The sequence below is a fragment of the Plantibacter sp. lyk4-40-MEA-4 genome (assembly GCF_030209415.1).
In the GTDB taxonomy this organism is placed as follows: Bacteria; Actinomycetota; Actinomycetes; order Actinomycetales; family Microbacteriaceae; genus Plantibacter; species Plantibacter flavus_A.
This window is the reverse complement of the sequence record NZ_JARVSA010000009.1, coordinates 42,948-55,496: the sequence shown is the minus strand read 5'-3', so window position 1 is coordinate 55,496 and position 12,549 is coordinate 42,948. Positions and strand designations below refer to the sequence as shown.

Annotated in this window: 15 protein-coding genes; 2 read left to right on the top strand and 13 right to left on the bottom strand. The window is 67.6% G+C overall.

Translation table 11 applies throughout. The features are described from left to right. Positions 1–5 precede the first annotated feature (5 nt). A complete protein-coding gene (locus QRN44_RS15100; RefSeq protein ID WP_285039540.1) occupies positions 6–974 on the bottom strand; it encodes an aldo/keto reductase in 969 nt (322 codons plus the stop codon). Between the two features lie 108 nt (positions 975–1,082). On the opposite strand from QRN44_RS15100, the gene QRN44_RS15095 reads away from it, so the two are divergent. Both QRN44_RS15095 and QRN44_RS15090 read left to right on the top strand, forming a co-directional pair. Further along, positions 1,083–1,631: a methylated-DNA--[protein]-cysteine S-methyltransferase gene (locus QRN44_RS15095; RefSeq protein WP_285039539.1), complete on the top strand. Its 549-nt coding sequence runs from the start codon at positions 1,083–1,085 to the stop codon at positions 1,629–1,631. Next, positions 1,628–2,215 carry a DNA-3-methyladenine glycosylase I gene (locus tag QRN44_RS15090; protein ID WP_121291808.1) on the top strand — a complete coding sequence of 196 codons (588 nt, stop codon included), beginning with the start codon at positions 1,628–1,630 and terminating at the stop codon, positions 2,213–2,215. Before QRN44_RS15095 ends, QRN44_RS15090 begins: the two co-directional genes overlap by 4 nt. Positions 2,216–2,225: 10 nt before the next feature. On the opposite strand, the gene QRN44_RS15085 is transcribed toward QRN44_RS15090, so the two are convergent. The 12 genes from QRN44_RS15085 to QRN44_RS15030 all read right to left on the bottom strand — a co-directional run bounded on the left by QRN44_RS15085 (position 2,226) and on the right by QRN44_RS15030 (position 12,545). Then, the gene (locus tag QRN44_RS15085) at positions 2,226–2,987 is read right to left on the bottom strand and encodes a YaaA family protein (protein WP_121291809.1); all 762 of its coding nucleotides are present in this window, start codon (positions 2,985–2,987) and stop codon (positions 2,226–2,228) included. Positions 2,988–2,991: 4 nt separating this feature from the next. After that, a complete protein-coding gene (locus tag QRN44_RS15080; protein ID WP_064295316.1) occupies positions 2,992–3,267 on the bottom strand; it encodes a F0F1 ATP synthase subunit epsilon in 276 nt (91 codons plus the stop codon). A gap of 2 nt (positions 3,268–3,269) precedes the next feature. Then, positions 3,270–4,736: a F0F1 ATP synthase subunit beta gene (gene atpD / locus QRN44_RS15075; RefSeq protein ID WP_064295315.1), complete on the bottom strand. Its 1,467-nt coding sequence runs from the start codon at positions 4,734–4,736 to the stop codon at positions 3,270–3,272. A gap of 47 nt (positions 4,737–4,783) precedes the next feature. Continuing rightward, positions 4,784–5,677, bottom strand: a complete 894-nt coding sequence (locus tag QRN44_RS15070) for a F0F1 ATP synthase subunit gamma (protein ID WP_064295314.1) — start codon at positions 5,675–5,677, stop codon at positions 4,784–4,786. Between the two features lie 3 nt (positions 5,678–5,680). Next, complete coding sequence (gene atpA, locus QRN44_RS15065; RefSeq protein WP_071262368.1) at positions 5,681–7,309, bottom strand: F0F1 ATP synthase subunit alpha; 1,629 nt, start codon at positions 7,307–7,309, stop codon at positions 5,681–5,683. A 109-nt stretch (positions 7,310–7,418) separates the two neighbouring features. Continuing rightward, complete coding sequence (locus QRN44_RS15060; protein WP_071262369.1) at positions 7,419–8,216, bottom strand: F0F1 ATP synthase subunit delta; 798 nt, start codon at positions 8,214–8,216, stop codon at positions 7,419–7,421. After that, a complete protein-coding gene (locus QRN44_RS15055; protein WP_121291811.1) occupies positions 8,216–8,767 on the bottom strand; it encodes a F0F1 ATP synthase subunit B in 552 nt (183 codons plus the stop codon). Before QRN44_RS15055 ends, QRN44_RS15060 begins: the two co-directional genes overlap by 1 nt. A gap of 30 nt (positions 8,768–8,797) precedes the next feature. Then, positions 8,798–9,031, bottom strand: a complete 234-nt coding sequence (gene atpE / locus QRN44_RS15050) for an ATP synthase F0 subunit C (protein WP_064295310.1) — start codon at positions 9,029–9,031, stop codon at positions 8,798–8,800. 46 nt (positions 9,032–9,077) lie between these two features. After that, a complete protein-coding gene (gene atpB, locus QRN44_RS15045) occupies positions 9,078–9,857 on the bottom strand; it encodes a F0F1 ATP synthase subunit A (protein WP_175117868.1) in 780 nt (259 codons plus the stop codon). A 275-nt stretch (positions 9,858–10,132) separates the two neighbouring features. Beyond that, on the bottom strand, positions 10,133–10,618 hold the full coding sequence (locus tag QRN44_RS15040) for a Cg1360 family ATP-synthase-associated protein (RefSeq protein WP_121291812.1): 486 nt from the start codon (positions 10,616–10,618) through the stop codon (positions 10,133–10,135). After that, positions 10,615–11,880 carry an MraY family glycosyltransferase gene (locus QRN44_RS15035; RefSeq protein WP_121291813.1) on the bottom strand — a complete coding sequence of 422 codons (1,266 nt, stop codon included), beginning with the start codon at positions 11,878–11,880 and terminating at the stop codon, positions 10,615–10,617. Before QRN44_RS15035 ends, QRN44_RS15040 begins: the two co-directional genes overlap by 4 nt. After that, on the bottom strand, positions 11,877–12,545 hold the full coding sequence (locus QRN44_RS15030) for an L-threonylcarbamoyladenylate synthase (protein WP_064295307.1): 669 nt from the start codon (positions 12,543–12,545) through the stop codon (positions 11,877–11,879). Before QRN44_RS15030 ends, QRN44_RS15035 begins: the two co-directional genes overlap by 4 nt. Positions 12,546–12,549 lie beyond the last annotated feature (4 nt).

Sequence of the window (12,549 nt, the reverse complement as noted above, 5' to 3'; positions counted from 1 at the left end):
GCGCCTCAACCGACGGGGAAGCGGTCCGAGATCCAGGCCGCTTCCTCGGCGGTCGGCGACCACGCCGAACCGGCCGCGGCGTTCGCGCGGATCTGCTCCGGAGTGGTCGCGCCGGCGATGACACTCGAGAGCCCGTCCTGGGCGAGCAACCAGCCGAACGTCGCCTCCAGCATGGAGATGCCGCGTTCGTCGCAGAAGGCCTGGTAGGCCTCGATCGCGTCCCAGGGCGCCGCGTCGAGCAGGTGCTTGCGCTGGCGCATGATGCGGCTGTCCGCCGGCCCGCCGTCGCGGGAGAACTTCCCCGTGAACAGGCCGTTGTAGAGCGGGAAGTACGGGAGGAAGCCGACGCCGGCGGCGCGCATGGCCGGGAACAGCTCGCGCTCGGCGCCCCGGACGAGCAGGCTGTACTCGTTCTGGGCCGAGATGAAGGCCGGGTGGCCGGCGGTGCGAGCCGCCCAGTCCGCCTCGGTCAGCTGCCAACCGGCGAAGTTCGAGTGGCCGGCGTAGCGGATCTTCCCCTCGTGGACGAGTTCGTCCAGGGCGGCGATCGTCTCCTCGATGGGCGTGAACGGGTCTGGCGTGTGCAGCTGGTAGAGGTCGATCCAGTCAGTGCGCAGGCGGCGGAGCGAACCCTCGACCGCGAGCCGGATGTAGCGACGGGAGCCCTTGGCACCCCAGTTCGGGATCGGGCTCTCGTAGTCCACATGGCCGAACTTGGTCGCGAGGACGATCTCATCCCGCCGTCCGGCGATCGCCTGCCCGAGGAGTCGTTCGCTCAGCCCGTACTCCCGGCCGTAGATGTCGGCGGTGTCGAAGAGGGTGACCCCGGCGTCTATCGCCGCGTCGACGACGGCTCGCGTGCCGTCCAGGCTCTCGGTGACCGTGCCCTCGCGCCCGAAGTTGTTGCAGCCGATGCCGACCGCTGAGACGAGGAGGCCGCTGCGACCGAGCGGGCGATAGCTGAGATCAGACATGCATCCAGGCTAGCCCGAGCGTCCTCCACAGGCACCCGTCGGCCCCCGACGCCGCGGCCAGGCCCACGTGACGCATCGCGCCGATCACGGGCTTCCTACGCTCGGTGCATGACCACACACCTCACCATCACCGATCCCGTACTCCCCTGCTCCGTCATCGCCGACCCGACCACCGAGGGCTTCGTCAGGATGCCGACACCGGTGGGGCGGATCGAGCTCCGCTCCGTCGACGAAGCGGTCTCAGCCGTGCGCTTCGAGCACCACGGGCGACTCCCACTCGACGGGGTGGACGAACGCCCCACCGCGGTCCTCCTCGACGCCGCGGAGCAGATCGACGAGTACTTCCGCGGACGACGCACCGTGTTCGACCTCCCACTCGTCACGACCGGCACGCCGTTCCAGCAGGCGGTCTGGTCGGCGCTCGGCGAAGTGCCGTTCGGCGACACCATCGGGTACGGCGCCCTTGCGGCCGCGGCCGGTGCCCCGCAGGGCGGCCGGGCGGCCGGCCAGGCGGTTCGGGCGAACACCATCGCGCTCCTCATCCCCTGTCATCGCGTCCTCGGAACCGGGCGGATCGTGACGGGCTATTCTGGCGGAGACGGACCGGCCACCAAACGCTGGCTCCTCGACCACGAAGGGATCCCATACCGCCGATGAGTCCAGCCTCCCCGACCATCGTCGGCACCGACGGCCTGACCCGCTGCGCTTGGGCCGGGACGGACACGGAGTACCAGCGCTATCACGACGAGGAGTGGGGCGTGCCGCTCCACGGACAGCGGCAGGTCTTCGAGAAGATCAGTCTCGAAGGGTTCCAGGCGGGGCTCTCCTGGATCACGATCCTCCGGAAGCGACCGGCTTTCCGGGAACGGTTCCACGGCTTCGACCTCGACGCCGTCGCAGCCATGACGGAGGCTGATGTCGAGAGCCTGCTCGATGACGCCCGGATCATCCGGCACCGCGGGAAGATCAACGCGGTCATCGGCAATGCCCGCACCGCCCTCGAGCTGGGCGACGACCTGGACGAGCTCCTCTGGAGCTTCGCTCCCCCGTCACGGCCGGCCCGGTTCGCCCAGTGGACCGAGGTGCCTGCGGTGACCCCCGAGTCCACCGCGCTCAGCGCCCACCTGCGGAAGCGCGGCTACCGGTTCGTCGGCCCGACGACGATGTACGCCCTCATGCAGTCCGGAGGGCTCGTCGACGACCACCTCGTCGGCTGCTGGCGCTCGGAGAGCGCTCCCTGATCCGAAGGGGTCAGACGACGAGGGCGAGCTCGGTCACCCGACCGTCGTCGGCACGGGCGTGGACGTCGAGCACCCACCCGGTCGCTCGCGCCCAGTCGAGCAACGAGTCGACATCAGGGTGGTCGACGCCGGCCTCCAACAGCGCGCGGGTGAAACGGCCCTTGCCCTGCTTGTTGAAGTGGTTGAGCGCGCGACGGCGGCCATCGTCGCCGACCGTGAGCACGCGCAGGTAGACGGCACCGACGCGGTCCGGCAACGGCCCGAGCGCTGCGTAGCCTTCCGAGCGCAGGTCCAACAGGACACCCGGGACGGCGTTCAACTCGCGGGCGACGGGCCCCGCCCAGTGCCGCTTGAGCACGAACCCCGGGAGCCTGGAGTCGTGGGAGAGCCGATAGGCCGGAATGGGATCGAGCGCGCCGACCGGGCCGAGCAACGCCGAGTGCACGACCAGGTGCTGAGCGGCGAAGCGTCGCGCGTCTGCTGGGAGTGTGGCGGCTTCGAGCGCGTCGTACAGCACCCCCGTGTACCGGTCGATCGCCGGCATCGTCGCTGACGTCGCCGCCACGCGGTTGCGCTGGACCTCGCCGAGCTGCTTGGGGCCGAGCTTCAGAGCCTTCACCGTCGCAGCCTCATCGGCGGCGAGCGACACCAGGGCGTCGAGGCAATCATTCCGGGACGAGGAGAGCCCTGGAAACCGCAGCAGGGCGGTGTCCAGGGCTCGTCCGTCGCCGCCGTCCCGCTTCGTCTCCGAAGGGGGAAGGAGGATCAGCACCGAATCAGGAGCTGGTCACGAGCGTGGCGTTGCCGGCCACGACGGTGACGGTGTTGTTCTCGACCGACAGGAAGCCGTCTTCAGCGTTCGCGACGATCTTCGAGCCGTCTTCGAGCGTGACACGGACCTCACCGGCGGCGAGGATGGCCAGCATCGGCTCGTGGCCGGGCAGGATTCCGATCTCGCCGTCGACGGTCTTCGCGATCAGCTGGCGTGCCGGGCCCGACCACACTTCGTGGTCGGCCGCGACGACGCTCACGGTCAGAGGAGCGGAGGCCATGACTAGCCGTTCTCCTTCTGGATCTGAGCCCACTTCTCTTCGACGTCGGAGATGGCACCGACGTTGAAGAAGGCCTGCTCGGCCACGTGGTCGAACTCACCCTTGGCGATGGCGTCGAACGACTCGATCGTCTCCTTGAGCGGAACGGTCGAACCCTCGACACCGGTGAACTTCTTCGCCATGTAGGTGTTCTGCGAGAGGAACTGCTGGATCCGGCGCGCACGCGACACCGTGATCTTGTCTTCCTCGGAGAGCTCGTCGACACCGAGGATGGCGATGATCTCCTGCAGTTCCTTGTTCTTCTGGAGGATCTGCTTGACCGTGGTGGCGACGCGGTAGTGGTCGGCACCCAGGTAGCGGGGGTCGAGGATCCGGCTCGTCGAGGTCAGCGGGTCGACGGCCGGGTACAGACCCTTCGACGCGATCTCACGGGAGAGCTCGGTCGTTGCATCGAGGTGCGCGAAGGTGGTCGCCGGTGCCGGGTCGGTGTAGTCGTCGGCGGGGACGTAGATCGCCTGCAGCGAGGTGATCGAGTGGCCACGCGTGGAGGTGATGCGCTCCTGGAGGAGACCCATCTCGTCGGCGAGGTTCGGCTGGTAGCCCACGGCGGACGGCATGCGACCGAGCAGGGTCGACACCTCGGAACCGGCCTGGGTGAAGCGGAAGATGTTGTCGATGAAGAGCAGCACGTCCTGCTTCTGGACGTCGCGGAAGTACTCCGCCATCGTCAGCGCGGAGAGGGCGACCCGGAGACGCGTTCCCGGCGGCTCGTCCATCTGGCCGAACACGAGGGCCGTCTTCTCGAAGACACCCGCCTCCTCCATCTCGTGGATGAGGTCGTTGCCCTCACGGGTGCGCTCGCCGACACCGGCGAACACCGACACACCACCGTGGTCCTGCGCGACGCGCTGGATCATCTCCTGGATGAGGACGGTCTTGCCGACACCGGCACCACCGAAGAGGCCGATCTTGCCGCCGAGGACGTACGGCGTCAGGAGGTCGATGACCTTGATGCCGGTCTCGAACAGCTGCGTCTTCGATTCGAGCTGGTCGAACGACGGCGGCTGGCGGTGGATCGGCCAGCGCTCGGTGATCTCGATCTGCTCGCCGGGCTCGGCGTTGAGCACCTCGCCGATGACGTTGAAGACCTTGCCCTTGGTGACGTCGCCGACGGGCACCGAGATGGGCGAACCCGTGTCGGTGACCTCCTGGCCGCGGACGAGGCCGTCCGTCGGGTTCAGGGCGATGGCGCGCACGAGGTCGTCGCCCAGGTGCTGTGCGACCTCGAGCGTGAGGACCATCGTCTGCTCGCCGATCACGACGCTGGTCTTCAGGGCGTTGTAGATGCCCGGGATCGCGTCGTGCGGGAACTCGATGTCGACGACCGGGCCGGTGACGCGGGAGATGCGGCCGACGGCGCCGGCCTTCACCTCTGCAGCGCCCTGCTCGGCAGTTGCGGTGGGAGTCATGTTCTTCTCTTCTCTGTCTCTACAGATACGTGTGCGTGTTGCGATGACTAGGACGAGAGCGCGTCTGCGCCGCCAACGATTTCGGAAATCTGCTGGGTGATCTCGGCCTGCCTCGCGTTGTTGCGGAGGCGGGTGTAGTCGGTGATGAGCTTGTCGGCGTTGTCGCTGGCCGACTTCATCGCCTTCTGCGTCGCGGCGTGCTTCGCGGCGGAGGACTGCAACAGCGCGTTGAAGATCCGGCTCTCGATGTAGTTCGGGAGCAGCGCATCGAGCACGCTCTCGGCATCCGGCTCGAACTCGTACAGCGGCAGCACAGCGGTGTCGGTGGGCTCCTCGACGCCTTCGACGACCTCGAGCGGCAGGAGACGGACGACCTCGGGGGTCTGCGTCATCATGCTCACGAGGCGGTTGTAGACGATGTGGATCTCGTCGACGCCACCCTCGGAGGCGTCCGTGAGGAACGCCTTGAGGATGGATTCGCTGATCTCCTGCGCCGTGGCGAAGTCGGGGTTCTCCGTGTTGCCGACCCACTCCCCTGCAGCCTGCATCCGTCGGAACGTGAAGTAGGCGACGGCCTTCCGGCCCACGAGGTAGTGCGTGACGTCCTTGCCCTGGCTGCGCAGGAGCTCGGTCAGCTCGGCGGCCTCACGGAGGACCTGCGAGTTGAAGGCGCCGGCGAGGCCTCGGTCGGATGCGAACACGACGACCGCAGCCCGCTCAACCTTCTCCGGCTCGGTCGTGAGCACGTGGTCGACGTTGGAGTACGTCGCGACGGCGGACACGGCACGAGTGATCGCACGAGAATAGGGTCCGGATGCCGCCACCCGCGCCTGCGCCTTCTGGATGCGCGACGCGGCGATGAGCTCCATCGCCTTCGTGATCTTCTTGGTCGTCTGCGCAGACTTGATCTTCTGCGTGTAGACCCGGAGTTGAGCGCCCATGGACTAGCGGCGACCCTTCACGATCTTCTCCTGGTTGACGTCTTCAACCGGGAGCTCCTCGACCTGCTCCGAACCGAGGGCAGCGCCCTCGCCCGTCTGGAACTCGAGCTTGAACTGGTCGACAGCGGCATCGAGCTTCGAGACGGTGTCGTCGTCGAGCACGTTCGTGTCGCGCAGCGTGGTGAGGACCTCGGTGTTCCGACCCAGGTAGTCGAGCAGTTCGCGCTCGAAGCGGAGGACGTCCTCGACGGGGACATCGTCCAGCTTGCCCTTGGTTCCGGCCCAGATCGAGACGACCTGCTCCTCGACGGGGTACGGCGAGTACTGCGGCTGCTTGAGCAGCTCGGTGAGGCGAGCGCCACGGGCGAGCTGACGGCGGCTGGCAGCGTCGAGGTCGGATGCGAACATCGCGAAGGCCTCGAGTGAGCGGTACTGCGCCAGCTCGAGCTTCAGCGTTCCGGAGACCTTCTTGATGCTCTTCACCTGAGCATCGCCACCGACGCGCGAGACGGAGATACCGACGTCGACCGCGGGGCGCTGGTTCGAGTTGAAGAGGTCGGACTGCAGGAAGATCTGGCCGTCGGTGATCGAGATCACGTTGGTCGGGATGTACGCCGAGACGTCGTTGGCCTTGGTCTCGATGATGGGCAGACCCGTCATCGAACCGGCGCCGAGCTCGTCGGACAGCTTCGCGCAACGCTCCAGCAGACGGGAGTGGAGGTAGAAGACGTCACCCGGGTACGCCTCGCGTCCCGGCGGACGACGGAGGAGGAGGGAGACGGCACGGTAGGCCTCGGCCTGCTTCGACAGGTCGTCGAAGATGATCAGGACGTGCTTGCCCTCGTACATCCAGTGCTGACCGATGGCCGAACCGGTGTACGGAGCGAGGTACTTGAAGCCGGCCGGGTCGGACGCAGGCGAGGCGACGATCGTCGTGTACTCGAGCGCGCCGGCCTCTTCCAGCGCACCCTTGACGGAGGCGATGGTCGAGCCCTTCTGGCCGATGGCGACGTAGATGCAGCGGACCTGCTTGTTGACGTCGCCGGACTCCCAGTTGGCCTTCTGGTTGATGATGGTGTCGATCGCGATCGCGGTCTTGCCGGTCTGGCGGTCGCCGATGATCAGCTGGCGCTGGCCACGGCCGACGGGGATCATGGCGTCGATCGCCTTGATGCCGGTCTGGAGCGGCTCGTGCACCGACTTGCGCTGCATGACGCCGGGAGCCTGGAGCTCCAGCGCGCGGCGGCCGGTGCTGGCGATCTCGCCGAGGCCGTCGATCGGGTTGCCGAGCGTGTCGACGACACGTCCGAGGTAGCCGTCGCCGACGGGGACCGACAGGACTTCGCCCGTGCGGGTGACGTCCATGCCTTCGACGATCTCGTCGAACTCACCGAGGACGACGACGCCGATCTCGTGCTCGTCGAGGTTGAGCGCGAGGCCGAGAGTGCCGTTCGCGAAGCGGAGGAGCTCGTTCGCCATGGCGCCCGGGAGGCCCTCGACGTGGGCGATGCCGTCAGCGGCATCGATCACGCGTCCGACCTCGGTGGCCGCGGCGGTGCCGGGCTCGTAGGCCTTGACGAAGTCCTTGAGAGCATCCCGGATCTCGTCTGGGCTGATCGTGAGTTCTGCCATCATGTTCCTTTTGGTTGTGGAACCCGGGGGTTCCGAGAGGTGCGATCCGTCAGGATCAACGTCTTGAGTTGTGGAGACCGTCGGGCCGGTCTCCGCGCTGCACGGGCCGTTATCCGGCCAGTTGCAGACGGAGGTCGTTCAGTCGGGCAGCGAGGCTGCCGTCGATGACGTCGTCCCCGAGCTGCACGCGCAGTCCACCGACGACGGCGGGGTCGATCACCTGGTTGATCTTCACCTGACGGCCGTAGGCCGTGGCGAGGTGGCGCTCGAGGCGCTGGAGCTGCGACGCCTCGATCGGTGCGGCTGCCGTGACCGTGGCGACCGCGAGGCCCTGCTGGTCGGCGACGATGCCTGACGCGTACCGGAGCAGTTCTCCGATTCGACGGTCTCGCGGCTGCTGCACGAGCTGACCGACGATGCTGACGGTCTGCGGGCTCGCCTTGCCCGCGAGGAGGGACGCCGCGAGGGCACCCTTCGCAGCGGACGAGCCGAGCTTGCTGCTGAGGGCCAGTTCGAGCTCGTGGTTGCTCGACACGAGCTTCCCGAACTCGAACAGCTCGGCCTCGATGTCGCCCTGCGCACCGGCGGAGATCGAGGCGGCCCGGAGGCCGAGCTCCTCGATGCCCGCGAGCAGGTCCGCCTCGCTGGACCAGCGGCCGGAGACGACGGTCTGCAGCAGGCCGAGCGCCTGAGCGCTCAGCTGCGTGCCGAAGATCCGCTCGACGACGGTGCGCTTGGCACCGGCGTCGGCTGCGGGGTCGCTGAGCGCCGCGCTCAGGTGGCTCGAGCCGCCGATGGCCCGGCCCGCTGCGAACAGTCCGTCCGCGGTGGCCAGATCGGCCCCGGCGCCGAGGGCGGCGAGGGCCTCCTTCGACGAGGCGAGTGCTTCTCTGGTCGCGCTTCCCATTACTTGGCTGCCTTCTCCGACGCTTCGAGGTCCGCGAGGAACCGGTCGACGACCGCCGTGGCCTTCGCGTCGTCGTTCAGCGTCTCGCCGATGACACCACTGGCGAGGTCGAGCGCGAGCGTGCCGACCTCGGCACGCAGCGACACGACAGCCGCCTGACGCTCGGCTTCGATCTGTGCCTGAGCGCTCGCGGTGACGCGAGCGGCTTCGACCGTGGCCTGCTCCTTGAGCTCGGCGAGGATCGTCTGACCCTCGACACGAGCCTGCTCGCGGATGCGGCCGGCTTCCTGACGGGCCTCGGCGAGCTGAGCGTTGTACTGCTCGAGCGCCGCTTCGGCCTGCTTCTGCGCTTCATCGGCCTTGGCGATGTTGCCCTCGATGGCCGCTGCGCGGTCGTCGAGGAGCTTCTGCACCTTCGGCAGGACCAGCTTCCAGAAGAAGCCGAGGATGATGATGAAGACGACGGCAGACCAGAAGATGTCGTAGACCGCTGGGATAAGAGGGTTCGTCGGTGCGCCCTCTTCAGCAGCGATGATCACTGCATCAAACATCTTGCCTCCTTCGGAGATGTGAAAGGGGGCTTAGACGAAGATGAAGTAGGTCGCGATGCCGATGAAGGCGAGCGCCTCGGTGAAGGCGATACCGATCCACATGAGGACCTGGAGACGACCACCCAGCTCGGGCTGACGCGCGGTGCCTTCGATCGTCTTGCCGACGACGATACCCACGCCGATGGCGGGGCCGATGGCTGCGAGACCGTAACCGACCGTCGCGATGTTTCCTTCAAGGGCGGCGAGAACGGTAGTTGCGTCCACGTTTGTTTCCTTCCGTTGGGTGAGACCTGGCGGGTGCCGGGCTCGATTAGTGCTCTTCTGCGACCGCGAGCTGGATGTAGACCGCGGTGAGGAGGGTGAAGACGTAGGCCTGGAGGACTGCGACCAGGAGTTCGAAGAGGGTGAAGACGAGGCCGAAGGCCAGCGTCCCGACACCCATCAGAGCGAACCATCCGCCGAGGTTCACGATGAAGAACTGCGTCGCCGCGAAGAACAGGACGAGGAGCAGGTGCCCGACGATCATGTTCATGAGGAGTCGGAGCGTCAGCGTGAGCGGGCGGATGACGAAGGTCGAGATGAGCTCGATCGGCGTGACGATGATGTACACCGGCCACGGCACCCCGGAGGGGAAGAGGGAGTTCTTGAAGAACTTGCCCGGGCTCTTCTTGATACCGGCGTAGATGAAGGTGACGTAGGAAACCAGCGCGAGCACCAGCGGGACACCGATGACCGAGGTACCGGCCAGGTTCAGCCCGGGGATGATGCCCGTCAGGTTCATCGCGAGGACCATGAAGAAGATGGTCGTCAGGATCGGCAGGAACCGGAGGCCGTCCTTCTTGCCGAGCAGGTCTTCCGCGATGTTGACGCGGACGAAGCCGAGCCCCATCTCGGCGAGGCTCTGCGCACGGCCGGGGACGAGGCGCATCTTGCGCGTCGACAGCCAGAAGAACAGGAGGAGAGCGATCACCGCGATGAACCGGATCAGGATGACCCGGTTGATCGCGAAGGGCGTGCCCTCGAAGAGGATGATGTCGGGGAAGAACTCGTCGATCGACGGACCGTGGAACTCGCCATCTTCGGCGGCCATCGGTGCGATCAGGTGCACGGCGTTAGCGAACAGCACGTATCTCCAGTTTCGGGGGCGTGGAGCAGAGCTCTCGCGGCGACGAACAGGGGGGATGTCTCCTCGCCGCACGCCGAAGCGGTGCTAGTGGGAGGATTCGTTGACGAGTCTAGCAAGGAAACCGGGCCCCGACGAACCCAGGGGTGGTATTCCACGGCTATATTCCGAGCCGCGACCTCGACTGCGACCCGGATACCGGTTCCGGCATGCTCCCGCGCGACCACGATGCGTCCGCAGCGTCAGCCCTGGTCGGAGTCGTGCGGCGACGCCTTCGGGAGGATGTCGTCCGAGACGTAGGGCACCCGCACCTTCGCGGCCACGACGGCGTCGATCACGAGCGATCCGACGACGCCCACGATGACGCTCCCGAACAGGATGGGCGCGTTGACCCACGGCTGGTCCTTGAGGATGAAGCCCAGGACGAGGAAGATGACGAACTTCACGAGCCAGCTGCCCATCACCACCCCGAACAGGATGCCGACGAAGAACTCCTGGCCGGACCAGCGGTTGGCGAAGAGGATGCTCACCGAGGTGATGCCGAGGAACACGAGCGCCATCGCGGTGCCGATGAGCGCACTCGTCAGCCCGCGGGAACCGTCGACGCTCCAGCCGACCACTCCCCCGACGACGGCGATCACGAGCGCGAGGAGCGCGCTGTACCGGAGTGCCGTGCGGAAGACCCGGTTGGCGCTCACGTGCGAGCCGGCCTGGGCGGGAGGAGTCATGGGTGCTGGTCCTTCTTGGCGAGAGAGTCGAGGGTGTCGAGGGTGTCGCCGCTCACGGGCGCCTCGGGGTCGCGCTGCCCGGAGGCCTCGTCGAGCCGATCGTACAGCGCCGACCCGGGAGCCTCCTCAGCGCCGGCGGCCACACGCTGCGCGAGCCGGTCTGCCCGCCTGCGGCGACCGATCGGCAGGAGCGTGAACGCCGTGCAGGTGACGACGCCCACGGAGACGAAGAGCACGGCCAGCCACGTCGGGGCGGCGAAGAACGCCAGGCATCCGACGGAGATGACCACCGTCCAGCCGTAGAAGATCAGGACGGCGTGCACCTGGCTGTGACCGAGGTCGAGCAGCCGGTGGTGCAGGTGCATCCGGTCCGCGCTGAACGGCGACTTGCCGGCGCGGAGACGACGGAGGACGGCGAGGACGAAGTCGGCGAGCGGCACGACCAGGATGGCGAACGGCAGCAGGATCGGGATGAACGCGGGCAAGAGTTGCGTGCGGCCCAGGGCGGCCGGGTCGACCTGGCCGGTCACGGCGGCTGCGGAGGTCGCCATGAGCAGCCCCACGAGCAGCGCACCGGCGTCGCCCATGAACAGTCGGGCGGGGTGCCAGTTGAGCGGGAGGAAGCCGAGGCACGCACCGACGAGGATCGCGGCGATGAGCGAAGCGAGGTTGAAGTAGTCGCTCGCCCCGGTGGACGTCACGAGCAGCTGCGTGTAGACGAAGAAGACGGTGTTCGCGATGACGGCGACACCGGCGACGAGCCCGTCGAGTCCGTCGACGAAGTTGATCGCGTTCATCACGAGGACGATGGCGAAGACCGTCATCGAGAAGGACACCCACGACGAGCCGACCGTCAGGCCACCGATGGGCAAGGAGTAGATCTGCACGCCGAGCCAGGCGACGAGCCCTGCCGCCATGAACTGCGCGGCGAGCTTGATCATCCAGTCGAGGTCCCACAGGTCGTCGGCGACGCCGATCCCGACGATGAACAGGGCGGCACCGAGGATCGCGAGCACCGGCTCCGGATCGGCGAACACGAGGTCGAAGAAGGGCAGCTGCCAGGCCACACCGAACGCGACGAGGATGCCGATGAACATCGCGACCCCGCCGAGGCGCGGCGTCGGCGTCTGGTGGACGTCTCGCTCGCGGATCGGTGGGTGGAGACCGTACTTCACACCGACGCGCCGCGCGAGGTGGGCGAAGCCGAAGGTGATGCCCGCGCTCACGACGAGCACGATGAGGTACCCGGAGAACTGGTTCATGGTTCGCGCGACTCGGGGAGCAGATCGCCCACCACGTCGCGGATCGCCTCGCGGGAGACGGCTCCGTCGCGCAGGACGACGATCCGTTCGTCGGCCGTGCCGAGTCGGGTCGCGTCGATGATCGTCGACGACTGCTCGCCGCTCTCGCCGCCGTCGAGGTAGACCGAGACCGAATCGCCGAGCATCTCGAGCGCGGCAGCGGCGGACGTCGCGGCCGGTCGGCCGGTGAGGTTCGCCGAGGAGACCGCGAGCGGGCCGGTGTCCTGCAGGAGTTCGAGGGTCACCGGGTTCGACGGCATCCGGAGCGCGACCGTGCCCGCGGTCTCGCCGAGGTCCCAGGCGAGCGACGGCTGGGCCTCGAGCACGATGGTCAGGCCTCCGGGCCAGAACGCCTCGACGAGCCGGTGCACGGCATCGGGCACGGACGCCGCCAAGGCCTCGAGCGTGTTCACACCGGAGACGAGGACGGGCGGCGGTGACTGCCGGGTCCGACCCTTCGCGTCGAGCAGTCGCTGCACCGCGGCCGGGGAGAACGCGTCGGCGGCCACCCCGTAGACCGTGTCGGTCGGGAGCACGACCAGCTCACCCCTCGCCAGGGCCGTCCGCGCCAGGCGCATCCCGGCGAGCAGCTGCGCGTGATCCTGGCAATCGAAGGTCTGCGGCATGTGG